Origin of the sequence: Micromonospora sp. NBRC 110009, from assembly GCF_030518795.1 — a bacterium.
In the GTDB taxonomy this organism is placed as follows: Bacteria; Actinomycetota; Actinomycetes; order Mycobacteriales; family Micromonosporaceae; genus Micromonospora.
The window spans coordinates 5,727,554-5,751,095 of sequence record NZ_CP130427.1 but is presented as its reverse complement, the minus strand read 5'-3'; the positions used below and the strand labels follow the sequence as shown (position 1 = coordinate 5,751,095).

At 74.5% G+C, this 23,542-nt stretch carries 23 protein-coding genes; 4 read left to right on the top strand and 19 right to left on the bottom strand.

The genetic code is table 11. The features are described 5' to 3' along the window. Positions 1-36: 36 nt before the first annotated feature. Positions 37-831 (bottom strand): maleylpyruvate isomerase family mycothiol-dependent enzyme, encoded by a 795-nt coding sequence (locus Q2K19_RS27090; RefSeq protein ID WP_302764942.1) that lies wholly within the window; start codon positions 829-831, stop codon positions 37-39. A gap of 35 nt (positions 832-866) precedes the next feature. Next, positions 867-1,256, bottom strand: coding sequence for a DUF2267 domain-containing protein (locus tag Q2K19_RS27085; protein ID WP_302764941.1), 390 nt, complete (start codon positions 1,254-1,256; stop codon positions 867-869). A 135-nt stretch (positions 1,257-1,391) separates the two neighbouring features. Between Q2K19_RS27085 and ligD the strand changes: the two genes are divergently transcribed. Beyond that, positions 1,392-2,357 carry a non-homologous end-joining DNA ligase gene (gene ligD, locus Q2K19_RS27080; RefSeq protein WP_446839591.1) on the top strand — a complete coding sequence of 322 codons (966 nt, stop codon included), beginning with the start codon at positions 1,392-1,394 and terminating at the stop codon, positions 2,355-2,357. Positions 2,358-2,374: 17 nt separating this feature from the next. Here ligD and Q2K19_RS27075 read toward each other — a convergent pair whose 3' ends face one another. The 3 genes from Q2K19_RS27075 to Q2K19_RS27065 all read right to left on the bottom strand — a co-directional run bounded on the left by Q2K19_RS27075 (position 2,375) and on the right by Q2K19_RS27065 (position 6,139). Then, entirely contained in the window at positions 2,375-2,782 is a 408-nt protein-coding gene (locus tag Q2K19_RS27075) for a DUF2267 domain-containing protein (protein WP_302764940.1), read from the bottom strand. A gap of 66 nt (positions 2,783-2,848) precedes the next feature. Next, a complete protein-coding gene (locus tag Q2K19_RS27070; protein ID WP_302772759.1) occupies positions 2,849-4,705 on the bottom strand; it encodes a transketolase in 1,857 nt (618 codons plus the stop codon). A gap of 111 nt (positions 4,706-4,816) precedes the next feature. Further along, the gene (locus tag Q2K19_RS27065) at positions 4,817-6,139 is read right to left on the bottom strand and encodes an MFS transporter (protein WP_302764939.1); all 1,323 of its coding nucleotides are present in this window, start codon (positions 6,137-6,139) and stop codon (positions 4,817-4,819) included. A 190-nt stretch (positions 6,140-6,329) separates the two neighbouring features. Between Q2K19_RS27065 and Q2K19_RS27060 the strand changes: the two genes are divergently transcribed. Next, complete coding sequence (locus tag Q2K19_RS27060; RefSeq protein WP_302764937.1) at positions 6,330-6,776, top strand: SRPBCC family protein; 447 nt, start codon at positions 6,330-6,332, stop codon at positions 6,774-6,776. Positions 6,777-6,940: 164 nt separating this feature from the next. Here the strand turns inward: Q2K19_RS27060 and Q2K19_RS27055 are convergent, their stop codons facing one another. The 14 genes from Q2K19_RS27055 to Q2K19_RS26990 all read right to left on the bottom strand — a co-directional run bounded on the left by Q2K19_RS27055 (position 6,941) and on the right by Q2K19_RS26990 (position 21,908). Then, positions 6,941-7,864, bottom strand: a complete 924-nt coding sequence (locus Q2K19_RS27055) for a mechanosensitive ion channel family protein (protein ID WP_302764935.1) — start codon at positions 7,862-7,864, stop codon at positions 6,941-6,943. A 75-nt stretch (positions 7,865-7,939) separates the two neighbouring features. Continuing rightward, positions 7,940-8,830 (bottom strand): hypothetical protein, encoded by an 891-nt coding sequence (locus Q2K19_RS27050; RefSeq protein WP_302764934.1) that lies wholly within the window; start codon positions 8,828-8,830, stop codon positions 7,940-7,942. Positions 8,831-8,884: 54 nt separating this feature from the next. Further along, the gene (locus Q2K19_RS27045) at positions 8,885-10,531 is read right to left on the bottom strand and encodes a serine/threonine protein kinase (protein WP_302764932.1); all 1,647 of its coding nucleotides are present in this window, start codon (positions 10,529-10,531) and stop codon (positions 8,885-8,887) included. Between the two features lie 239 nt (positions 10,532-10,770). After that, a complete protein-coding gene (locus tag Q2K19_RS27040) occupies positions 10,771-11,277 on the bottom strand; it encodes a hypothetical protein (RefSeq protein ID WP_302764931.1) in 507 nt (168 codons plus the stop codon). Between the two features lie 15 nt (positions 11,278-11,292). Then, a complete protein-coding gene (locus Q2K19_RS27035) occupies positions 11,293-12,135 on the bottom strand; it encodes a hypothetical protein (protein ID WP_302764930.1) in 843 nt (280 codons plus the stop codon). A 23-nt stretch (positions 12,136-12,158) separates the two neighbouring features. Then, complete coding sequence (locus Q2K19_RS27030) at positions 12,159-13,394, bottom strand: MCE family protein (protein ID WP_302764928.1); 1,236 nt, start codon at positions 13,392-13,394, stop codon at positions 12,159-12,161. Continuing rightward, positions 13,391-14,791 (bottom strand): MCE family protein, encoded by a 1,401-nt coding sequence (locus Q2K19_RS27025; protein ID WP_302764927.1) that lies wholly within the window; start codon positions 14,789-14,791, stop codon positions 13,391-13,393. Before Q2K19_RS27025 ends, Q2K19_RS27030 begins: the two co-directional genes overlap by 4 nt. Continuing rightward, positions 14,788-16,029: an MCE family protein gene (locus tag Q2K19_RS27020; RefSeq protein WP_302764925.1), complete on the bottom strand. Its 1,242-nt coding sequence runs from the start codon at positions 16,027-16,029 to the stop codon at positions 14,788-14,790. Before Q2K19_RS27020 ends, Q2K19_RS27025 begins: the two co-directional genes overlap by 4 nt. Continuing rightward, a complete protein-coding gene (locus Q2K19_RS27015) occupies positions 16,029-17,012 on the bottom strand; it encodes an MCE family protein (RefSeq protein ID WP_302764924.1) in 984 nt (327 codons plus the stop codon). The genes Q2K19_RS27020 and Q2K19_RS27015 overlap by 1 nt, the downstream gene beginning before the upstream one ends. Continuing rightward, positions 17,009-18,043 (bottom strand): MCE family protein, encoded by a 1,035-nt coding sequence (locus Q2K19_RS27010; protein ID WP_302764922.1) that lies wholly within the window; start codon positions 18,041-18,043, stop codon positions 17,009-17,011. The genes Q2K19_RS27015 and Q2K19_RS27010 overlap by 4 nt, the downstream gene beginning before the upstream one ends. Beyond that, entirely contained in the window at positions 18,040-19,320 is a 1,281-nt protein-coding gene (locus tag Q2K19_RS27005) for an MCE family protein (RefSeq protein ID WP_302764920.1), read from the bottom strand. Before Q2K19_RS27005 ends, Q2K19_RS27010 begins: the two co-directional genes overlap by 4 nt. Positions 19,321-19,322: 2 nt before the next feature. Beyond that, the gene (locus tag Q2K19_RS27000; protein WP_302764918.1) at positions 19,323-20,126 is read right to left on the bottom strand and encodes an MlaE family ABC transporter permease; all 804 of its coding nucleotides are present in this window, start codon (positions 20,124-20,126) and stop codon (positions 19,323-19,325) included. 1 nt (position 20,127) lies between these two features. After that, the gene (locus Q2K19_RS26995) at positions 20,128-20,898 is read right to left on the bottom strand and encodes an MlaE family ABC transporter permease (RefSeq protein WP_302764916.1); all 771 of its coding nucleotides are present in this window, start codon (positions 20,896-20,898) and stop codon (positions 20,128-20,130) included. Beyond that, positions 20,895-21,908 carry an ABC transporter ATP-binding protein gene (locus Q2K19_RS26990; RefSeq protein WP_302764913.1) on the bottom strand — a complete coding sequence of 338 codons (1,014 nt, stop codon included), beginning with the start codon at positions 21,906-21,908 and terminating at the stop codon, positions 20,895-20,897. Before Q2K19_RS26990 ends, Q2K19_RS26995 begins: the two co-directional genes overlap by 4 nt. 162 nt (positions 21,909-22,070) lie before the next feature. Here Q2K19_RS26990 and shbA point away from each other — a divergent pair, with 162 nt between their 5' ends. Further along, entirely contained in the window at positions 22,071-22,649 is a 579-nt protein-coding gene (gene shbA / locus Q2K19_RS26985; protein ID WP_302764911.1) for an RNA polymerase sigma factor ShbA, read from the top strand. Further along, the gene (locus tag Q2K19_RS26980) at positions 22,646-23,503 is read left to right on the top strand and encodes an anti-sigma-D factor RsdA (RefSeq protein ID WP_302764909.1); all 858 of its coding nucleotides are present in this window, start codon (positions 22,646-22,648) and stop codon (positions 23,501-23,503) included. The genes shbA and Q2K19_RS26980 overlap by 4 nt, the downstream gene beginning before the upstream one ends. Positions 23,504-23,542 lie beyond the last annotated feature (39 nt).

Below are 23,542 nucleotides of genomic sequence, written 5' to 3'. Positions count from 1 at the left end.
TGGTGGCGCCGGCGGTCGATGGCCGCCGGACCGCCGTCAGCCGAAGGCGACCCGCTCCAGCCAGAAGTCGAGCAGCTTGGCGTCGCCGAGGACCTCGACGACGGCGGTGTCGACCGGCCGCCGGCCGTAGACGAGCAGCAGCAGCTCGCTCACCGGCCCACGGACGGCCACCGCGGCCTTCTCGTGCGCCCGCCGCCAGGCCAGGGTGTCGCCGGTGAGGTCGACCAGCCACTCCGCGCCGGCCGCCGCCGGCAGGTCGGTGGCGTGGAGGTGCAGGGTACGGCCCGGCCCGAGCAGCTCGCGCCGATGCGGGTGGAAGTCGAACATCTGCGGCAGGGAGCCCAGTTCCATCCACTCGTCCAGCGCGTCGACGGCCACCGCCGGGTCGACGGCGAAGTCGACGCCAAGGGCGAGGGCGGCGTCGGCGCGGTGCAGCAGCGTCTCGTGGGCGAACCGGCGGGCCCAGAACGCCCCGGCAGCCGGCACCGGCAGCGGCGTCCAGGTGGTCACCTCGGGGCCGGCCGCCGTGAGCGCCTCGGCCAGTCCCGCGGCGCCCTCGACCAGCCACGGCCCGACCACCGCCGGATCCTCGTCGGCGTAGGGCGACAGGTCGCGGAAGTGGGCGTCGGAGGGCGGCTCGGCGGCCCGGGTGCGGACCACCTCCGCCGCCCACTGCTGGCCCCCGCCGAGGTGCCGGGCCAACTGGCCGACGTTCCAGCCCGGGCAGGAGGGCACGGGCGTGGTCAGGTCGGCGCCGTCGAGGTGGGCACGGAGCAGATCGCTCTGCGCGACGATCTCGGCACGGTGTCGGTCGAAGCTCAGAACATCCATCGACCCAGCCTAATGGCCGGCCGATCCCCCACCGGTCAGGGCGCGCGGGGCACCGGCTGGGCCAGGGCCCCGATCTCCTTCGGCAGCTGCGCCAACGCGTGCTCGAACTCCTGGTGCCCCACCACCCGGTGCAAGGTCTGCAGCACGGCCCGTGCGCCCCGCTCGGCGACGTCCGGCGTCGTCCCGGCCCGCTCCACCACCCGCCGCAGGAACTCGTCGTACCCGAACACCTGCGGCTCCTCCGGGCGGGCCCGGGCCAGCAGCGGGCGCAGCTCGTGCGCCACGTGGTCGGCCAGGTCCGCGGCCTCGCCGCCGCTGATCCGTTCGGCGAGCGTCCGCAGGGTGGCCTCGGTCAGGGATCGGGCGGTCGCCGCCGGCACCCCCGCCCGTGCGGCCACCTTCTCGAAGAACTCCAGCTCCGCCATGTCCCACCTTCCCGTCCGGGAGACAGCGTCCGTGGCTACCCAGCGGTGACCGCCACAAACGGTGGCCTGCGCGGCCGTCCGGGCAGAAGGCCGGAAACGGCGTCACCCCCGGGCGAGGTCGGCCAGGATCGAGACGTGGCTGCCAGGATGCCGACGCTCGTGCCGCCGATGCTCGCCTCCAGCGGCGCCCTGCCGACCGGGCCCGGCTGGGGCTACGAGTTCAAGTGGGACGGCGTCCGGGCGATCGCCTACGTCGACAAGGGGCTCCGGCTGCTCAGCCGAAACGACCGGGACGTCACCCGGGCCTACCCGGAGCTGGGCGAGCTGGCGACGCTGCTGGCCGGGCGGCGGGCGGTGCTCGACGGGGAGATCGTGGCGCTCGACGGCGCGGGCCGGCCCAGCTTCTCGGCGCTGCAGCGCCGGATGCACGTCCGGGCGCCGGCCGCCGCGCTGGTCAGCGCCACTCCGGTACGGATCTACCTGTTCGATCTGCTGTACCTGGACGGGCGGGACACCACGTCCCTGCCGTACACCGAACGCCGCAGCGCGTTGCAGGAGCTGGAGCTCAGCGGCGACGGCGTCGACACCCCGCCCTACTGGACCGGCGACGCCGGCCGGGATCTGGCCACGGCGGCGGCGGAGCTCGGCCTCGAAGGGGTGGTCGCCAAGCAACTCCGCTCGACGTACGAGCCCGGCCGCCGCGCGTCCGCCTGGGTCAAGGTGCCGCTCAACGACACCGTGGAGGTCGTCGTGGGCGGCTGGAAACCGGGCGCCGGCCGGCGCTCCGGCACCATCGGCTCCCTGCTGCTGGGCATGTACGACCCGGACGACCGGCTGGTCTATGTCGGGCACGTCGGCACCGGCTTCACCCAGACCGTGCTGCGCGACCTCCAGCGCCGGCTGGAGCCGCTGACCCGACGGGACCCGCCGTTCGACGCCCCGGTTCCGCGCGAGCACGCGCGGCACGCCGTCTGGGTGGACCCGGTCCTGGTCGGGGACGTCACCTTTCGGTCCTGGACCCCGGACCAGCGGCTCCGGCACCCCTCCTGGAAGGGGCTGCGCAGCGACCGCGAACCGGCCGAGATCCGGTTGCGGCGGTGATCCCGCCGGTCCCCCGATCAGGTGCCGACCCGGCGGGTTTCCATCCGGTTGACCGACGGCCCGGTCAGCTGCCAGAAGTCCTGCGGCAACTGGTCGATGAAGTCCCCGTACTCCTTGGCGCTGATCGTCTCCCGCAACGTGTCGAACACGGCGCGGGCGCCGTCGGTCGCCGCCTGGAGCTCCACCGCCGCCCGGGCCTGCACCCGTTCGAGGAACTCCGGCAGCCCGAACGGTTCGGGATTCACCCCGGCGAAGCTGAGACACCCCTTCAGTTCCTGGGGAAGCTGCGACGCGAGGTCGCGCGCCTGTCCGCCGGTGATCCGTTCCGCCAGCGTCTCGAGCGTGGCACGGGTGATCGGCTCGGCCTGCGCCGGTGACATCTGCGGTTTCGCCGCCACCAACTGGATGAACTCCGTGTGGTTCACCTGGGACCCCCTCTCGGACCGGACCTGCGGGTACCCGCGCAGAGGGGGGTGAAACGACGGGGACCGTCACCCCAGGGCGCGTGCCGCCCGGACGATGGCGTCCACCCCGATCCCCGCCTGGTTCATCTGCTGGGTCGGCGTCGCGGAGCCGGGCAGTCCGCGTACCGCGAGGTGGCTGACCCGCACCGGCTCGGCGAGGTCGGCCAGCGATTCGAGGACGGCGGAGCCCAGTCCCCCTTCCGGATAGTGGTCCTCGACCACCACCAGCCGCCCGCCGGTCGCGCGGACGGCGTCCAGCAGCCGCTGCCGGTCGACCGGCTTGACCGAGTAGAGGTCGATGACCCGGCTGTCGATCCCCTCGCGGGCCAGCTCGTCGGCGGCGGCGAGGCAGTTGTGCACCGTCACCCCGGCGCCGATCAGCGTGACGTCGTCGCCGTCGCGGAGCAGCTTGCTGCCGCCGACGGGGAAGACGTCGCCGCTGTCGTAGAGCACCGGGTACTTGCCCCGGGTGGTGCGCAGGTAGCTGACCCCCTCGCGGTCGACGAGCTGGGCGACGAGGGCAGCGCAGGAGACGGCGTCGCTCGGATAGAGCACGGTGGAGCCCTGCACGGCGCGCATGGCGGCGAGGTCCTCCAGCCCCATCTGGGAGGGGCCGTCCGGGCCGATCTCCACGCCGGCGTGCGAGCCGGCCAGCACGATGTCGGCCTGGGAGATGGCGGCCATCCGGATGAAGTCGTAGGCGCGGGACAGGAACGCGGCGAAGGTCGCCGCGAACGGGCGGTAGCCGCGCACCTGGAGCCCGACCGCGGCGGCGACCAGTTGCTGCTCGGAGATGAACATCTCGAAGAACCGGTCCGGGTACGCCTCGCCGAACTTGTCCGCGCGGGTGGAGTCGCTGACCTCGCCGTCGAGGGCGACCACGTCCCGGCGGGCGCCCAGCGCGCGCAGCGCGTCGCCGTACGCGTTGCGAATGGCCACCTTCTCCCCCTTGGGGTACTCGGGCAGGGCGGGTGGCTCGGCGGGGGCCGGCGCGCCGGCCGCCGGCACCGGCTCGGGCGGCGGCGCGGTGACGCGGATCTGGCGGACGCCGCCCAGCGCGGCGACGGCCCGCTCGGCCATGTCCGGCTTCAGCGCCTTGCCGTGCCAGTCCGGCTTGTTCTCGATCTCGGGCACGCCCTTGCCCTTGACCGTCCGGGCGAGCACCACGGTCGGTCCCGTCGCCTGCCGGGCCCGGCCCAGCGCCTCGTCGACGGCGACCAGGTCGTGGCCGTCGACCACGATCCCCTGGCAGCCGAACGCCTCGACCCGGCGCCGGTAGGTGTCCAGGTCCCACTCCAGCTCGGTCGCCCCGCGCTGGCCGAGCCGGTTGACGTCGACGATCGCGGTGAGGTTGCGCAGGCCGTAGTGTCCGGCCTTGTCCAGGGCCTCCCAGATGGAGCCCTCGGCCATCTCACTGTCGCCGCAGAGCACCCAGACGTGGTACGGCAGCTGGTCGAGGTACTGGCCGGCCAGCGCGATGCCCACGCCGACCGGCAGCCCCTGGCCGAGCGAACCGGTGGCGACATCCACCCAGGGCAGGACCGGGGTGGGGTGGCCCTGCAGGCGCGACCCCGACTGCCGGTAGGTGTCCATCAGTTCCTGCTCGCTGATCGCGCCCACCGCCCGGAAGACCGCGTACAGCAGGGGCGAGGCGTGGCCCTTGGAGAAGATCAGGTGGTCGTTGGCCCGGTTGCCCGGGTACGACCAGTCGTAGCGCAGGTGCCGGGAGATCAGCACCGCGAGCAGGTCGGCGGCGGACAGGCTGGACGTCGGGTGCCCCGATCCGGCCCGGGTGCTGCTCCGGATCGCGTCCACTCGGAGCTGGGCGGCGAGCTCACCCAGCCGGGTGAGCTCCTCCTCCCGCAGGGTGCGCTCTGCTTCCATCGTCACCGGTATCGCCTCCGGGGTCGGCCCTGCCCGGCCAGCCCACCGCCGCGGACCGTCGTGGCACGGGCCGGGCCGCGTTCCGCTGACCGCCTTGCGCACCTACCGTAGTCAGGACGGCGAACTCTTTTCCGGTAACTGCCGATTTGCCGGCCGGCCGGGATCACCCACCGCACCGGCAGCCGGCGGCGGTCCGCCTCGCCGGGCGTCGACGGCCCCACGCCGCGCGGCCAGCCAGAGCGCCACCGCCAGGTAGGACACCGCGGCCAGCGCGAAGGCGAGCGCGTTGCCCGCCGCGCCGGCGACCAGCCCGTACGCGCCGTAGAACGCGACGATGGTCAGGTCGGTCGCCATCCCGGCCACCGAGGTGACCGTGGCCCGCGCGGTCCCGGTGATCCGTGCCTGCAACCGGGCGTCGGCCAGCACCGTGGCGAGCTGGAACGCGGCGAACGCCACCGCGAGCAGCAGGAACCCCGCCGGGCGGCCGAGCAGGGCGCCCACCGCCAGCGTCGACGCGGCGAGCACCAGCAGCCCGGCGTACCCGCCGGTGGTCAGCCGCTCCCCCACCGGGGTGAGCAGCCCGCCCACGGTCATCCCGCCCCAGAGCAGCAGGAGCAGCAGCGGCACGGTGGCCTCGGAGACGCCGGTGTCCCGGGCCAGCAGGCCGGTGTACTCGTCGAGGCCGCCCCAGACGGCGGTCACCGCCGGGACGAGCAGCAGGGCCGCGCGGACCGTGCGGTCGGCGCGGGCCGCGGCCAGGCCGGCGCGCAGGCTGGCCAGCCAGCCCGGTTCGTCGTCGCCGTCGTCCGGCCCGGGTCCGCCGGCGCCCGCCGTGGGCCCCGCGGCCGGGACCGCGCGGTGCTCCGGGAACCGGGTCGCCACGGCCGCGGCGAGCAGGCAGGCCCCGATGCTGGCCACGCCGACCGCCGGGTAGCCGCCGAGGGCGAAGACCGGACCGGCCAGCGCCCCGGAGGCCGCCGCGGCGGCCACGTCCGCGGTGCGGGCCCGGCCCATGAGGCGGGCGTAGCGGTCGGCGGCGCCGAGCCGGTCGAGCTCGGTGAAGACCAGCGCCTCCAGGGCGCCGGAGCGCAGCGCCCCGCCCGCCCCCCAGAGCACGAAGCCGACGGCGAACGCCGGGTAGGACGGGACGAACACCCAGAGGGCGAAGGCGACCGCGGGCAGCAGCGGGGCCAGGGCGAGCAGCAGCCGCCGGGACACCGCGTCGGCCCAGGCGCCGGAGGGCACCTCCAGCAGGATGCCGGTGGCCGACCAGATCACGAAGAGCGAGGAGATCTGCCCGACCGACAGCCCGGTGTCGGCGAACAGCAGCACGTACAGCGGATAGAGCAGGACGAAGTCGGTGAGGAACGCGTAGCCGTAGAGCGTGGCCGCCAGCGGGCGGGTCGCCGGTACGCGCGCAGGAGTGACGATCATGAGGCCTTCCCACGGGGACGAAACGGACACCGGACGTACGGCGTCCGCGGCGGCCCGCGGCCACGGCCTCTAGGGCGGGATCAACATCGCCAGGTCATGCGCCTGATGCTAACCGGCATCGGCCGATCGTGCGGCCCGCGACATCGCCGCGCGCCGACTGCGACGATGGAGCGAACCGAAGGAGGCTTCCGTGCCAGTGGATGTGCGGTCCGAAGTGGTGATCGATCGCCCGCTCGGCGAGGTGGCCGCCTACGCGGGCGACCCGTCGAACGCCCCCGCGTGGTACGTCAACATCAGCTCCGTCGAGTGGCAGACGTCCCCGCCGTTGCAGGTCGGCTCCCGGGTCGCCTTCGTAGCGCATTTCCTCGGGCGGCGGCTGGCCTACACGTACGAGATCGTCGAGCTGGTACCCGACGAGCGGCTCGTCATGCGGACCGCCGAGGGCCCGTTTCCGATGGAAACCAGCTACGAATGGACGCCGCAGGGCCCGGAGCGTACCCGGATGACCTTGCGCAACCGCGGCGAGCCGAGCGGCTTCGCGACGATCGCCGCACCGGTTCTCGCCGGCGCGATGCGCCGGGCGAACCGGAAGGACCTGGCGAGATTGAAGATGCTCTTGGAGGCGCGGCCGGGCTGAGAACCGGCTGCGTCGTGGTCTGGTCGGGCTGCTTCCGAGGTCATGGGCGCTGCTGACCCGCGTCTCGGGCCGACGTGGCACATCGTGGCTTCAGTCGATGCTGGTTCGGCACGGAAACCGGGGCGGAACCCGATCGGGTCCCGCCCCGGTGGTGGCGCGGACGGTCAGCGGCGGAACTTCTCCGCGTCCGCCGTCGGCAGGATCATCGTGGCCTCGCTGTCCGCCGCCTGCTCGGCGGTGGGCTGGCGCGGCGTGGTCGGCTGGGTGAGCTCCGAGCCGGCGTACGCCGGCGCGGTGGGCACCACCGATCCGTCCCGGGCGACCGGCTGGGTCAGCTCGGCCTCGGCGTACGGGCTGGTCGGCTCGCTCAGCCGGGACTCGACGTCCCGCCGGCCGGCCTGGTACGCCCGGGCGTGGGTGGCGATGGTCCGCGACTCCTCCTCCGCGCGGGCCAGCCAGCTCTCCCACCGGTTCTGCATGGGACGGACCAGGCCGCCGCCGACGCCGACGACCAGGATGCCGCCCACGGTGGCGAGGACGGCGATCAGCACCGGGGTGGTCACCGCGGTGGCCACGCCGATCTGGTTGAGCGCGGCGATGATGCCCAGGCCCAGAATGAACACCGAGGCGATGTTCGCCAGGATCCGGCCGTAGGAGAGGCCGCCGAGGGCGCTGGAGATGATGTCCTTGACCGCCTTCGCGATGGCCGCGGCGACCACCACGATGACGATGGCCACGAACGCCCGGGGCAGCCAGGCGACGACCCCGGAGATCAGGTCCGAGATCGGGTTCGGGCCCCAGATGCCGAACGCGAGCTGCAGGGTGACCAGCAGCACCGCGTAGTAGGCGAGCTTGGCGACGATGTCGCTGGCGTCGTACCTCGAGCGGGCCAGGGCGGTCTTGATGCCGCCGCGCTCGACGGCCCGGTCGAAGTGCAGCCGCTCGAGGACCTTGTCCACGATCTTGAGCACGGCCTTGGCGATCAGCCAGCCGACCACCAGGATCGCGATGAACGCGACCGCCTTGGGCAGGAACAGCATCACCGAGCGAAACGCGTCGCCCACCGCGTTGCCGAAATTGTCTCTCATCTACGGCCTCCTGGCACAGGCAGGTTCAGGTCAGTCCGCTTTGACCTACCCGGAGCGCCGTGCGGAGAAACGCGGTCAGCCCCGCCGGCAGCGGTAGGCGACCTGCGTGCCGGCCTGCACCGGCGACGGCTCGACGAGGTTGACGGTGGCGGTCCCGGTGGTGGCGCCGACGCCGCTGAACGTCCACTTGAGGGTGAGCGTGGCGGTGCGCTGGCCCCGGCCGACCCGCTCGGTGAGCAGGGCGCCCGGCGGCGCGTCCGAGCGGAGCCACTGATACCGGATCACCCCGCCCCGGCCGTTGGTCCGCACGGTGGCCACCACGTCGACGGTGACGTCGCAGCGCTCGCCGGCCGGCTGCGGCACGGCCACGCTGACGCCCTCGACCTCCAGCGGGCTGAGCCGCTGCCACAGGTAGAGCCCGACGACCACGAGGAGGGCGGCCGTGAGCAGAGTGGAGAGCGCCGAGACCACCCGGCGCCACAGCGGCCGTGGCCGGCGCGCCCCGGCCACGGTCGGCCAGGCGGGGGCGGCCGGCGGCGTGACCGGCACGCCGGGCCCGAAGCGCACTTCGCCGCCGGGTGCCGGCTGCGCGGCGCCGGTCGCCGCCCGCGCCTCCCCCGTGGTCCGGGGGTACGCGCCGGTCGCGCCACCGGTCCCAGCGGTGGCCGGAGCGGTCGCGGCCAGGGTGGGGCCGGCCGTGGTGGGCCGCGGGTCGGCCGTCGCGGCGAAGTGGACGGCCGGCTCGGCGGCGGTCGGCCCGCCGAGGTGCGCGGTCCGCTCCGGTGCGCCGAGGTGGACGGTGGCGTCGGTGGCGGCGAGGTGCACCGTGGCATCGGTGGCGGCGAGGGGCACGGTGGGCTCGGCGCCGCCGACCGGCAGGGTGCGGTCGAGGTCGACGGTCGCCCCCGGGTCGACGGGCAGCGGCCGGGTGGTCAACGCCTCGGTGGGCTCCTCCGGCCGGGTCACCCGAGCCGTCCCCGGGCCGCGGTGGATCGGTTGGTAGCGGGCACGTCGACTCTCCTAGCCGGGGCTGCAGTAGTTGTAGAGGGTCACGTACACCGGGGACGCCGAGGTGGCGGTGTTGCCGGCGGCGTCGACGGCGGTGACCTGGACGGGGATCCGGCTGCTCTGCCTCGGCGCCGGCAGCGGGCCCAGAGTCCCCCGGAACACGCCGCGACCGGCCGAGCTCATCCCGACCGTCGCGGTGACGCCCTCCAGGGTGTAGCGGAAGCTGACCTCGAGGGCGGCCGGGCCGCTGCGGTCGTCGGTGACCTTGGCGGCGACCGTGCTCGTCTGGTAGCCGTACGGGCAACCCTTGGGCTCCAGCTGACCGGGGTTGGCTGTGACGTCGCCGACGGTGGGGGCGGTGCCGTCCGGCGGCGGGGTGCTGGTCGACGGGGTCGGCACCGGCGCGGTGGTGCGCACCGGGGAACGGGTTGGCGTGGCGGGCCGGGACCGGCTGGGCGTGGCGCTCGGGGCCGCCGCCGGCGTGGGGCTGGCCGACCCGCTCGGGCCGGGGGTGGGGCTCGGCGTGCCGGCGTCGGTCGGGCTGCTGCTCTGCGGGTCGGTCGCGGCCGGGTCGACGCCGGCCGGGGCGGGCGGGGCCGCCGCGACGGCGGGGTCGTCCTGGGCGGCGTACCGGTAGCCGGCGCCGCCGGCCAGCAGGGCCGCGACGAGGGCGCCGCCGACCAGCGCGGTCCGCTTCCGGCCCCGGCGGAACAGGCCACGGCGGACCGGCGCCGCGCCCGCGCCGAGCACGGTGCTGGCCAGGCTGGTGGCGCCACCGGTGCCGTCCGGGAACGGCCACAGCGCGGCGAGCAGGGCGGCCCGGCGGGCCAGCTCACGCAGCCCGCGCCGCTCCCAGTCCGGGCCGTACGCCGCGCCGGCCACCCGGTCGAGGAGCTCCAGGAAGACCTGGGCGGGCTGCGGGCGGTCGGCGGGCTGCTTGGCCATCCCGTGCCGGAGCAGGTCGTGCACCGGCGCCGGGGCCGGGTCGGTGGGGATCGGCGCGGAGGCGTGCTGCTCGCGCAGGGCCAACAGGTCCCCCGCCTGGTACGGGGGGCGGCCGGTGAGGCACTCGAAGAAGGTCGCGGTGGCGGCGTAGATGTCGCAGGCCGGGCTGGCCGGGGCACCGGTCCACTGCTCGGGGGCCATGTAGCGGGGTGTGCCGGAGACGGTGGTGTCGGAACCCCGGCCGACCGGCATGGCGATGCCGAAGTCGGCGAGCTTGCTCAGCGCCTCGCCGGTGACCAGCACGTTCTCCGGCTTGTAGTCGCGGTGCACGACGCCGTGGGCGTGCGCGGCGGCGAGCCCGGCGAGCGAGCCCTTGAGCACGCAGAGCGCCGACTCGGGCGTGGTCGGGCCGTGCGCGCGCAGCATCTGCCGCAGCGACACCCCGTTGACCAGCTCCATCACGATGGCCGCGCCGCCGGGAGACTCGACGTACTCGTACAGCCGGGAGACGTGCGGGTCGTCGATCTCGCCGAGCAGCCGCGCCTCCTCGCGGAAGGCGCTCCGGAAGGACGGGTCGTCGCCGATGTCGCGCACCAGGTACTTGATGGCGACCGGGGTGCCGGTGGCGTCGTGGGTGGCGAGCATGACGCTGCCCGACGCGCCGGCGCCGAGCCGACGGACCGGCGTGTAGCCGGACAGCTGCCAGCCGCTCATGCGACGAACCCCACGGCGCTCCAGGGACGGGTGTCGGCCCCCGTCTCGCCGATCATTCTGGTCCCGCCGGGGCTGGCGTCCATCGGCGCAACGGGTGCTTCCCACCGCCGGACGGCGGCCCCGGAACCCGGGCGCCGGCCGCATCCGGGGCCCGTCCGGGGCGGGCCGGGCGGCGCGGCCGGGGCGTGGTCGGTTACGGACACGCCGCCACAGTTAGCAGACGCCGGCAAGCCCGCCGGTCAGATCGCGGTGGCCTTGACGACCTTCCACTCGCCGCCCACCGGGACCATGGTGAGCACGACCCGGTTCTGATCGACCTTCTCCCCCGCCGTGGTCACGTTGCGCCGGTACTGGTTGAGGTAGAGCAGCAGCTCGACCCGGTCCGCCGCGGCGCTGACCACGCCGGTGGCCGAGACCTCGGCCAGCACGACCGCCTGCTGCTTGGTGGCCGTCTGCTTGAGCGCGGCGGTGGTCTGGGCGTACTCGTCGGCGAAAGCGCCGGTGGCGAAGCTGCGCCCGTTGGCGACGCTGTCGTCGAAGGTGCGGTAGTCGTACGAGAAGAGGGCCTTGGCGGCGGCGGGCGCGGTGGCCAGGGCCTGCCGTACGGCCTGGTCGCGCGCGCCGGCGCGGTGGTCGCCGTACCAGCCGGCGAGGGCCACGACCGCCGCCAGGACGATCGCGAGGACGAGCACGGGCACGGATCGCAGCCGCGCGGGGCGCCGGCGCAGCACGGTCGGGACACGCATGGTCTTCTCCTCCGGTCAGCCGACGAACTGGAGCTTGGACACCAGCCACTCGCCCGAGTCCCGGTCCCGGACCAGGTCGAGCTGGATGCGGTAGTGCGACGGGCGGCCATCGGGCGCCTTCACGTTCTTCACCGTGGCGTCGACGGCCACCAGCACCACCGCGTGCCGGCGGTCCCCGGAGACCAGGCCGGCGCGGAGCACGCTGCCCTGCGACTGCACCTTGTTCTCCACCACGGCGGTGCGGACCTGCGCCTGGCCGCGGGTGAACTCGTCCTTGAAGTCGCCGGTGGCCCCGGCCGTGACGCGTTGCAGGTCCCGGTCGACGCTGGCGGCGCTGACCGAGACGAAGTTGACGGCGGCCTGCCGGGCGGCCGCGACGGCCTCCCGGTGCGCCTGGTCGGTGGCCCGGTCGACGTACCAGCGGTGGCCGTAGACGCCGGCGCCGGCCAGGGCGGCGGCGAGCAGCACGACGAGCAGGGCGGTGCGGACGCGGCCGCGGTGCGCGCCGCCGGACCGGGCCGGCTGGCGTGGGTCCGCCGCGGGGGCGGATCCGGTGTCCTCGTCGGATCCGGCCCGCGGGTTCCGGACCACCTGGACGGACGGGTGGCGGCGACCGGCGAGGCGGCGCGGCTCGTCGGCGGGTTCGGGCAGGTCCTCGACCTCCGCGGGGTCGCCGATCACGGTGAGGTCGCCGGCTTCCGCGGGGTCCTCGACCGGCTCCTGGTCGAGGCGTTCCAGCACCTGCTCGATCGGCTCGGCCGGGCGGAGCACGGTGACCACGCGCCGGCGCGCCGGGGTCGGGCCACCGGCCTTCGCGCCCTTGATGACTCTGAATGTGGTGTTCCTGCGGCTGGTCACCGCCACCTCCTCCGGTACGCCGGTCACGGGGTCAGCCCGGCGAGCAACAGCTGTTTCCAGGACTGGTCGCCGGCCGTGCGGTACTGCCCGCCGGTGCCGCCGAACTGCAGCGGTGCGCCGTCGGAGCCGAGCACCAGGCCGGTCGCGGGGTCGTACCCCGGGGTGGTCTCCTCCTCGGCGGCGGGTGGCGCCGGGTCGGCGCCGGACGGGCGGGGCGCGTTCCCGGCGCCCCGGGCGCTCCCCCCGGCGGCGCGGTCCCGGGCACTGCAGCGGGTGCCGCCGCCGTGGTAGACGCAGGACGGCGGGTCGCTGACGTTGAGCACGAGTCCGAGGTGGGCGGTGCCGTCGCCGGGGGTGACGGTGAACCCGCCGGCCACCGCGATCGGGTAGACCACCAGGAGCTGCTCGATGCCGGGCAGGCGGCGGGCGGCGATCCCGTTGACGGTGACCAGGTTGCCGAGCAGGGTTCCGATGTCCGGTTCCAGGCCGCGCAGCAGCGCGCGCAGTTCGGTGCCGGCCGGCGGCCCGACGGCGAGCAGCTTGCGCAGGTCCGGGTCGGCGGCGCGGAGCGTGGCGGCGAGCTGCGCCAGGCCGGCCGACCAGCGGCGCAGCGCCTCGGCGGACTCCGCCTGGGTGGTGAGCACGGTACGCGCGTCGCGGATCAGGGCGAGCGTCTCGGGCAGCCGGGTGTCGGCCTCGGTGAGCAGGGCGTCACCGGAGTCGAGGATCCGGGCGAGGGCCTGCTCGTTGCCCTCGAACGCGGTGCCCAGCTCGGTGATCAGCACCGTCAGGTCGTCCGGGCCGACCGAGCGCACCAGGGCGTCCAGGTTGGTCAGCAGGGTCTCCGGGGCGAGCGGGAGGCCGGTCCGGTCGGCCGGGATGACCGCGCCGTCGGCCAGGTACGGCCCGCCGTCGCGGTCGGGCCGCAGGTCGAGGTACTGCTCCCCCACGGCCGACCGTTGGGCGACCACGGCCCGCAGCGCCTCGGGCACCCGGACGCCCCGGTCGATGCGCAGGTCGGCGCGGACGCCGTCGCCGTGCAGTCCGACGGCGGTGACCCGGCCGACGGGCACCCCGCGGTAGGTGACCGGCGCGTTGGCGAACAGGCCGCCGGCGCGGGCCAGGTCGACGTGGACCAGGTAGCCGGCGCCGAGCAGCTTGTCGCCGAGGCCGACGTAGCGGATCCCGACGTAGCCGATGCCCAGGACGCTCACCAGCACGAAGGCGATGACCTGGAGTTTCGTGGTACGTCCGATCATCGGATCAGCCCTCCACCCAGCATGTCGGTCAGCCCGCCGATCTGTCCGGTGACGGCTCCGGTCAGCGGCAGCACGCAATCGGCGGTGAGCACGGTGCCGTCCGGCAGTTCGGTGCCGGCGGGCAGCGCGGTGCCGGCGGGCACGATGCCCTTGGGGAGCAGCAGCCCGCCGAGGGGCACCGTCGAGCCGGGCTTGAGCAGCTGGCAGCCCTCCGGCAGTCCGCATTCCTTGGGCGGGGTCCAGGTGGCCGGGAAGTCCGTCAGCTCCGGCAGACACTTCAGCGGCAGCTCGGGAAGGACCCCGCCGGGTGTGCCGCCGGGGACCGCCGGGCCGGTGACCGGCGGCCGGGACGCGCTCGGGGCCTTGGTGCGGGGGGCACCCGTCGCCGGGGCGGGCGCGGCGGCCACCAGGTTGGCCAGGATGCTCGCGGCGTCCAGGTCGGCGGTGACGGAGAGGTTGACGAAGTCGCCGACGATCGCGCCGGTGACGTTCGGCGGGAACGGGTAGGAGAGCATGAAGTCCAGCGACTTCGGCAGGTCGTCGCCGGCCCGGGCGAGCTGTTCCAGGATCGGTTTCAGAGCCTGCACGCTGGCCACGGTGTCCTCCCGGCTGCGCTCGACCACCCGGGTGCCGACGGTGCCGAGCTGGCCGAGGGCGGTCAGCGACCGGGTGAGCTGGGCGCGTTGCCGGGCCAGCACGGTCAGGCCGGGCGCGAGGGAGTCCAGCGCGTCCCCGACCACCTGCCGCTGGCGGGCGAGGCGGCCGGTGAGCCGGTCGAGCGCGTCGATGGCGCGGACGATGTCCGCCTTCTGCCGGTCGAGTCCGCCGATGAAGGTGTCGAGCTGGGTCAGCGTGTCCCGCAGCTCCGGTTCGCGGCCGGCGAGGGCCTTGCCGAGTTCGGCGTTGATGGTCTGGAGCTGCGCCAGGCCGCCGCCGTTGAGCAGCAGGCCGAGGGCGGCCAGGACCTCCTCGACCTCGGCGCCGCGGGTGGTGCGGGACAGCGGGATGAGGTCACCGTCGGCGAGCCGGCCGCGGGCCGGCTCGGTGGGCGGCGGCGCCACGGTCACGTACTTCTCACCGAGCAGGCTGCTCTGGCGCACGGCGGCGGTGGCATTGGCGGGCAGCCGCACCGCGCGGTCGAGGCGCAGCCGGACCTGGGCGTGCCAGCCGGACAGGGAGATCTTCTCCACCGTGCCGACGGTGACGTCGTCGACCTTGACGGCGGCGCGCGGCACCAGGTCGAGCACGTCGGAGAACTCGGCGGTGACGGTGTAGCCGTCGCCGGCCGGCTCGCCGCCGGGCAGCGGCAGGTCGGCGACCTCGGGCAGGCCGCAGCCGGCGGGCAGCAGCGCCACGGTGAGCGCGGCGGCCAGCAGGCGCAGCCGCCGGGCGGTCACGCCGAGCCCCGCAGGATGCCGCCGAGCGTGGGGTCGCTCGTGGTGGTGGAGCCGCCCGGCGCCTCGTCGGCGGTCGGCGCACCGGGGGAGCTGACGGAGCCCGGTGGGGACCCGCCGGCCGCCGGGGCGCCGGGCGGCAGCTTGAGCAGCTTGCGCAGCTGGTCGGTGAGGGGCAGACCACGGGAGTGCAGGGTCTGCGCCAGCGCGGTGCACTTCGCCGGCACCTCGGTGGGGAGCTGGGCCACGATCAGGGAACAGGCGAAGGTGGCCGGGTCGTACGGGCCCAGGGCGTTGTCCCGGGTGTCGAGCGTGCCGGAGCGGGGGTTGTAGGCGAGGTTGAGGTTGCCCACGGCCAGGGGCGCCACGTCGAGGATCTGGATCATGGCCTGCTGCTGGCGGACCAGCACCCGGGTGATGTCGGCCAGCGCCGTGACGTTGGAGGTGAGCGCGCTCCGGTTCTGCCGGACGAAGGTGGTGACCTCGGCCAGCGCGGTGGCGAGGTTGCGCAGGGCGGCGGCGAGTTCCTCCTTCTCCCCCGCGAGCTGCTCGGCGACGTCGGCGAGCTGCTGGTTGAAGCGGCGTACCTGCTCGTCGCTGCGGGCCAGGGTGGTGGTGAAGCGCTGCAGGTTGACCACCGTGCCGAACAGATCGCCGCGCCCGGTGGAGAGGGTGTCCAGCGCGCGGGAGAGCCCGTCGAGCGTGTCGTGCAGGTGCTGGCCGTTGCCTTCCAGGTTGGCCCGGCCGGTGGCGACCAGGTCGGACAGGGCGCCGTCGGCGTTCGCGCCCTGCGGGCCGAGGGTCTTGTTGAACTCGTCCAGCGCGGCGTAGATGTCGTCGATCTCCATCGGCGCGGCGGTCCGCGCGACCGGGATCTCGGCGCCGTCGGCGAGGTCGGGTCCGCCGGTGAACGCCGGGGTGAGCTGCACGTAGCGGTCGCTGACCACGCTGGGCGGGACGATCAGCGCCTGGGCGTCGGCGGGGACGCGCAGCGCCGGGTCGTAGCGCATCTCGACCCGGACGGTGGTGCCCTGCGGGACGACCTTCTCGACCTCACCGACGCGGACGCCGAGCACCCGGACGTCCGAGCCCGGGTACACCCCGACGGCCCGGGTGAAGTACGCGACGACCCGCCGCTGGGGTGTCTCGTGGCGCCACACCACGACGCCGGCGGCGACGGCGGTGAGCAGGACGGTGGCCGCGGCGAGGGGGCGTCGCCAGCGCTGGATGGGACCGGGCATCAGCGTCCTCCCGTCGTGGGCAGGTACGGCTGGAGCAGACCATCGACGTAGGAGTCGAACCAGCGGCCGTTGCCGACCACGTTGGCGAAGGCGGTGACGAACGGTCCCATCCGCCGGATGGTCTGCTCCAGGTCGTCGCGGTTGCGTTGCAGGACGGCGACCACGTCGCGCAGCTTGCGCAGCGCCGGTTCGAGCTGGCCGCGGTTGTCGGCGACCAGTCCGGACAGCTCGGTGGCGAGCTGGTCGGTGCCGACGAGGAGCTGATGGATGGCGTCGCGGCGGCGGCTGACCTCGGCGAGCAGCTTCTCCCCGTCGGTGACGAGCTTGCGGAACTCCTCGTCGCGCTGCGCCAGGACGCCGGTGACGGTGTGGGCGCGGGCGAGCAGGGCACGCAGTTCGGCGTCCCGGCTGGCGACGGTGCGGGACAGCCGGGACAGCCCGGTCAGTGAGGTGCCGACGCTGGCCGGGGTGTCGGCGAAGGTCTCGGACAGGGTGGTGAACGCCTGCGCGAGCTGGTCGGTGTCGACCTTGTCGAGGGTGTCGGCCAGCCCGGTGACGGCCTGCACCACGTCGAAGGGGGCGGCGGTGCGGTCGAGCGGGATCTGCCCGTCCTCGGGCAGCCTGCCGGGGCCGGCGGGCGCCAACGCGAGGTACTTCTGACCGAGCACGGTCTTGATCCGGATGGTGGCGCCGGTGTCCCTGCCGAGGCGTACGCCGTCGTCGTCGACCCGGAAGCGGACCCGCACGTACGGCTGCGGTTCGCGGGCGAGTTCCACGGCCGTGACCATGCCGACCCGCACCCCGGCCACCCGGACCTCGTTGCCGGTGGCCAGCCCGCTGGCGTCGTGGAACGCCGCCTGGTACGTGCGGCCGGTGAGCGCGGCGATCCGGTCGAGCTGGAAGGCGCCGAGCAGCGCGGCGAGGATCACGGCCAGGCCGACCGCGCCGACGACGACGGGGTTGCGTTCGCGGAACGGTTTCACCGGGCACCTCCGGTGGCGCAGCGGGCGGCGGGGGCGCTGACGCCGGGCGTGGTCAGCGGCGGCTGGCCGGCGACGGCCACCCGACCGTCGAAGTCGCACAGGTAGAAGTTGAACCAGGAGCCGTAGGAGGCGACCCGGGTCAGCGACTCGTAGCGCTGCGGCAGCCGGCCCAGGGTGGCGTCGAGGACGGCCGAGTTGCGGTCGAGGGTGCCGGCCAGGTCGCCGAGGGCCCGGACGTCGGCGGCGAGCGGCGGCCGGGTGTCGTGCAGCAGCCCCGCGGTGGTGTCGGTCAGCTCGCCGAGGTTGACCAGGGCCTCGCCGATGGCGGTGCGGTCGGCGGAGAGCCCGGAGACGAACTGCTGGAGCTGGCTGACGCTCTGGTCCAGCTCGCGGTCGCGGCTGGCCAGGGTGCCCAGGACCTGGTTGAGGTTGGTGACCACCCGGCCGATCACGGCGTCCCGGTCGGCCAGGGTGGTGGTCAGCGACGCGGTCCGCCGCAGCAGGCTGGCGACCGTGCCGCCCTCGCCCTGGAGAACCTGGATGATCTCGTACGCGAGCTTGTTGACGTCGTCGGGGTTGAGCGCGGTGAACAGCGGCCGGAACCCGTTGAACAGCACGGTCAGGTCAAGCGCGGGCCTTGTCTGGGTGAGCGGGATGAGCCCGTCGGCCCGCAGCGGCCGCCCGTCCCCCGGCCCCTCGGTCAGCGCCAGGTAGCGCTGGCCGACCAGGTTGCGGTAGCGGATGGCGGCGCGGACGCCGGCGGCCACCGGCACGTCCCGGTCGACGGTGAAGGCCACCTCGGCGACGGTGTCGTCGACCACGGCGATGTCGGCGACCTTGCCGACCCGGACCCCGGCGACGCGCACGTCGTCGCCGGGGAGCAGGCCGGTGACGTCGGTGAACCGGGCCCGGTAGGTGACCCCGTCGGGTGGGAACGCGCCGAGGGTCTGGGCGAGCAGGCCGGTGGCCAGCAGCGTGACGGCGGCGAACACCACCAGTTTGACCAGCGCGGAGGTCGTCTTCCCGGTCATCGGGCGTTCACCACCGCACCGCGCAGCAGCGGGCCCCAGAGCAGCACCGCGATGTCGGGCACCTCGACCGGGGGTGTGCCGGTGAGTCCACCGACGAGGGGCTTGACCAGGGCCTGCTCCTCGCCGGTGCCGGCCTGGCCCATGGCGGTGCCGGGCGCCGCCGGGCCGGCCGGCAGGCCGACCGGCAGGAGTGGTCGGGTACGGGTGCCGCCGTAGTCGTAGCCGTCGGCGACCGGCACCTCCGGGGCGGGCAGCGGCGGGTTCGGCAGGTGCCGGCAGTTCGGGCCGTCGTCGGCGGCGTAGACGGGCTCGTCGCGGCCCCGCTCGTACGGGCCGCCGTCGCGGGTCACCTCCAGGGTGATGTGCATCCGACCGCCGGCGAAGACCTCCTCCACCCGCGGTTGCAGGGCGACCAGCCCGTGCACCAGGCACGGGTACTCGGGGGCGTAGGTGGCGAGCAGTTCCAGCACCGGGCGGCTGACGTCGCCGAGCCGGATGAGCTGGTCGCCGTGCCGGTCGAGGAAGCCGCGGGTGGTGTCGGCGGTGTCGGTGGTGTCGGCGAGGAACGCGGCGAGCTGGCTGCGCTGGTCGCTGACCGTGCCGGCGGTGACGGTGACGTCACGCAGCAACGCGAGCAGGTCGGGCAGCGCGGCGTCGTAGCTGTCCAGCACGGCGGTGAGCTGGCGCAGGTCCTCGGTGATGGTCGGCAGTTGCGGGTTGAGCTGCCGCAGGTACGCGTCGAGCCGGGTGAGGTTGGCGCCGAGCTGGTCGCCGCGCCCGTCCAGCGCGGTGGCGATCGCGCCGAGGGTGGCGGCGAGCTGGTCCGGGCGGATGGCCTGCAGCAGCGGCAGCGCCTGGTCGAGCACCCGCTCCAGCTCGACCGCGGTGCGGCTGCGGTCCTGGGTGATGACCGCGCCGTCGCGGATCGGGTCGGCGGTGCCGCCCGTCGGCGGGACGAGTTCCACGTACCGCTCGCCGAAGAGGGTCTTCGGCAGCAGCCGGGCGGTCACGTCGGCGGGGATCCGGCCGGTGGTGGCGGGGTCGAGGGCGAGCCCGATGACCGCCCCGTCGCCGTCGCTGCGGATCGAGCGGACGTCGCCGACCACGACGCCGCGAACCTTGACGTCGGCGCCTTCGAGGAGTTGCAGGCCGGCCCGGTCGGCCTGGAGGGTGACCCGGTCGACCGGGGTGAACGCCTTGCGGTACTGCAGCACGGAGGCGGTCAGCGCCGCGGTCAGCAGGGCGATGAAGACGATGCCGAGAAGACGGTGTCGCATGGTCACCCCGCGATCCGGACGGTGGTGGTGGCGCCCCAGATGGCCAGGGAGAGGAAGAAGTCGACGACGTTGACCGCGACGATGGCGGTCCGCACGGCCCGCCCGACGGCGACGCCGACGGCGGCCGGTCCGCCCTGGGCGGTGTAGCCGTACCAGCAGTGCACCAGCACCACGATCACGCTGAACACCAGCACCTTGCCGAAGGACCAGAGCACGTCCCCGGGCGGCAGGAAGAGGTGGAAGTAGTAGTCGTAGGTGCCGGCGGACTGTCCGAAGTAGCCGACCGCGATGGTGCGGGTGGCCAGGTAGCTGGCGAGCAGCCCGATCACGTACAGCGGGACGACGGCGATGAAGCCGGCGATCATCCGGGTGGTGACCAGGAACGGCAGGGAGGGCACGCCCATCACCTCCAGCGCGTCGACCTCCTCGGAGATCCGCATGGCGCCGAGCTGGGCGGTGAAGCCGCAGCCGACGGTCGCGGACAGGGCCAGCGCGGCGACCAGGGGCGAGATCTCGCGGGTGTTGAAGTACGCCGAGACGAAGCCGGTGAAGGCGCTGCTGCCGATCTGGTCGAGGGCCTGGTAGCCCTGGAGCCCGACCTCGGTGCCGGTGAAGAAGGTGAGGAAGCAGATGACGCCGACGGTGCCGCCGAGCACGGCCAGCGCGCCGGTGCCGAAGCTGACCTCGGCCAGCAGCCGGATCACCTCGCGCTTGTAGCGGCGCAGGGTACGCGGCGCCCAGGCCAGGGCGCGCAGGTGGAAGGCGAGCTGGCCGCCGAGGTCGTCGAGGTAGCGCAGCGGGGTCATGTCAGCTTCCCTTCTGCGGTACGACCTGGAAGTACACGGCCGTGACGAGGAAGTTCAGCGCGAACAGCAGCATGAAGGTGATGACGACGCTCTGGTTGACGGCGTCACCGACGCCCTTCGGTCCGCCCTTGGCGGTCATCCCCTTGTAGCAGGCGACCAGCGCGGCGGCCGCGCCGAACAGCAGCGCCTTCACCTCGCCCACCAGCAGGTCGGGTAGTTGCCCGAGGGCCTGGAAGCTGGCCACGTACGCCCCGGGCGTGCCGCCCTGCAGCACCACGTTGAAGGTGTAGCCGCCGGTCACCCCGACGACGCTGACCAGCCCGTTGAGCAGGACGGCGACCAGCATCGAGGCGAGCACCCGGGGCACCACCAAACGGTGGATCGGGTCGATGCCGAGGACCTGCATGGCGTCCAGCTCCTCGCGGATCTTGCGGGAGCCCAGGTCGGCGCAGATCGCCGAGCCGCCGGCGCCGGCGATGATGAGCGCGGTGACGATCGGACCGGCCTCGCGGACCACGGCGAGCACCGACGCGGCGCCGGTGAACGACTGCGCGCCGAGCTGGCGGACCAGCGAGCCGAGCTGGAGGGCGATGACCGCGCCGAACGGGATGGACACCAGCGCGGCGGGCAGGATCGACACCGAGCTGATGAACCAGGCCTGCTGCACGAACTCGCGGACCTGCACCGGCCGCCGGCCCAGGCCGCGCAGGGTGTCCAGGCAGAACGCGAAGAACTCGCCGGTGTTGCGGACCGCGGTGGTCGGGGCGCTCATCCGGTCACCTCCCGCTGGCGGCCGTCCGCGGCGAGGTGCGGGCCCAGGTCGATGGTGGGTCGTTCCTCGTCCCCCCGGCCGGCGAACGAGCCGGGCGGCGGCGTGACGCCGTGCTCCCGGCACCACTGCCCGGGTGGGCGCTCGGCCCGGCGGGGCAGCCCGTCGGAGGGGGGCAGTTGCAGCGGGATGGGCGGCAGCGGCGGCAGCTCCGCCCCGGACTCCGCCTCGGCGGCCAGTTCGTCGGCGTCCTTCTCCTCGGCCATCCCGATCGGGCCGATCCGCTGCGCGTTGAGGAACTGCCGCACCACCGGCTCGGTGCTGGACAGCAGCATCTCCCGGGGCCCGAACATGGCCAGGTGACCGTGGTAGATCAGGCCGATGTTGTCCGGGACGGTCCGGGCGGTGTTGATGTCGTGGGTGACGATCAGGAAGGTCGCCTCGGTGCGCTGGTTGAGGTCGATGATGAGCTGGTTGAGGTAGGCGGTGCGGACCGGGTCCAGCCCGGAGTCCGGCTCGTCGAAGAGGATGATCTGCGGGTCGAGGACGAGCGCGCGGGCCAGGCCGGCCCGCTTGCGCATGCCGCCGGAGATCTCGCCGGGCAGCTTCCGCTCCGCCCCGACCAGGCCCACCATGTCCAGCTTCTCGTTGACCACGGCCCGGATCTGCGACTCGGACTTGCGGGTGTGTTCGCGCAGCGGGAACGCCACGTTGTCGTAGATGTTCATCGAGCCGAACAGCGCGCCGTCCTGGAACAGCACGCCGAACAGCTTGCGCACCTCGTACAGGTCGCGTTCGGAGAGCCGGGGCAGGTCCCGGCCCTCGATGACGATGGAGCCCCGGTCGGGCCGCAGCAGCCCGACCAGCGTCTTGAGGAACACCGACTTGCCGGTGCCGGAGGGTCCCAACAGGACGGAGATCTCGCCGGCGGGCAGGGTCAGGGTGATGTCCGACCACACGGGGTGCCCACCGAAGGACTTGGTGAGTCCGTGGACCGCCACCTCGACGCCCATCGCCCCTCCCTTCGTCTCACCTGGGACATCGGGCGGGGTCGGCCGGACGCAACAAACTACTTTGCGTCACCTGCCACGGACGGTCGGCGAGCTAGGCAAAACCGGCCGGGTCCGGATAGCGTGCCGGAAACCGGCCGGCAATGAGGGTGTCTCGCGAACGTCATGACGACAGCGATCGAGTCAGAGCTTGTCCGCCGGGCCGCCGCGGGCGACCCGGCGGCGATCGAGGCGCTGCTCACCGACGTGCGGCCGGGGTTGGTGCGCTACTGCCGGGCCCGGCTGGGCCGCGTCGGCGGGGCGTACACCACCGCCGACGACGTCGCCCAGGAGGTGTGCGTGGCGGTGCTGCGCGCGCTGCCCCGGTATCGGGAGCAGGGTGCGCCGTTCGCCGCCTTCGTCTACGGCATCGCGGCCCACAAGGTCGCCGACGCGCAGCGGGCCGCCGTCCGGGACGCCGCGGTCACCCCCACCGACGCGCCGCTGGAACAGCCCGACGCCGCGCCCGGGCCGGAGCAGCAGGCCGTCTCGAGCGACCTGGCGCGGCGCCTGTCCGCGCTGCTGGACCGCCTGCCCGACGTCCAGCGGGAGATCATCCTGCTGCGCGTCGCGGTGGGCCTCTCCGCCGACGAGGTGGGCACGATCGTCGGAATGACGGCGGCCGCCGTGCGAATGGCCCAGTCGAGGGCACTGGCCCGGCTCCGTACCCTTGCCGAGGGGTCGCTTGACGAGGTGGCGGCATGAACGAGCGCACGGGAGGCGGTGACGAGGCGATGGATCTGGAGCTCCTCGCCCGCGACGACCTGCTGCTCGACGCCCTCGGGCGCAGTGAGCCGGCCCCGCCCGGCGACGACCTGGCCGCGATGCTCGCCGCCTGGCAGGCCGACGTCGCCGACGGCGCCCCCGCCCCGGCGCTCCGGCCGGCCGCACCGGACGGCGAGCCCACGACGCCCGTCCCGCTGCCGCTGACCACCCCGCAGACCCGGACGGCGGCGGCCCCGACGCCGCTGCCGGCCCGCCGGCACCGGCCCTGGGCGGTACGCCTCGCAGCGGCCGCCGTGGCCCTGCTCGCCCTGGTGGCCGGGCTCGGCGTCGGCAGCCGCAACGCCGGGCCGGGCAGCCCACTGTGGTCGCTGACCCGGGTCCTGTACCCGCAGCAGGCCGAGGTGCGCGACGTCGAGGAGTTGATCGCCCAGGCCCGCGCCGCGCTGGCCGCCGGAGACCGGGACGCGGCCCGACAACTCGTCGACCGAGCCCGCCACGAGCTCGCCGACGTCACCGACCCGGCCACGGCCGACCGGCTGCGTGCCGAGCTCGACGCGCTCGCCCGGGACCTCGCCGCGGCGCAGGAGCCGCCGCCGGCCACCCCGCCGGCCGCCGCCACGCCCGCCCCCCGACCCACCACGCCCGCCGCGCGTCCCTCCGGCGGCAGCCGGGCCCCCGCACCGCAGCCGTCCCGGTCCGGTGCCGGCGGCGCGCCGCGCACCTCCCCGAGCGGCGCGGCCAGTCCGCTGCTGCCCCTGCCCGACCTGCCGCTGCCGTCCCTGTCGCCACTGCTGCCGGGGCTGCCGCTGCCCACCGGCGGCCTGCTCGACTGAGCATCGCTCTCGCGCGACATTCCCGGCCCTCCGTTACTG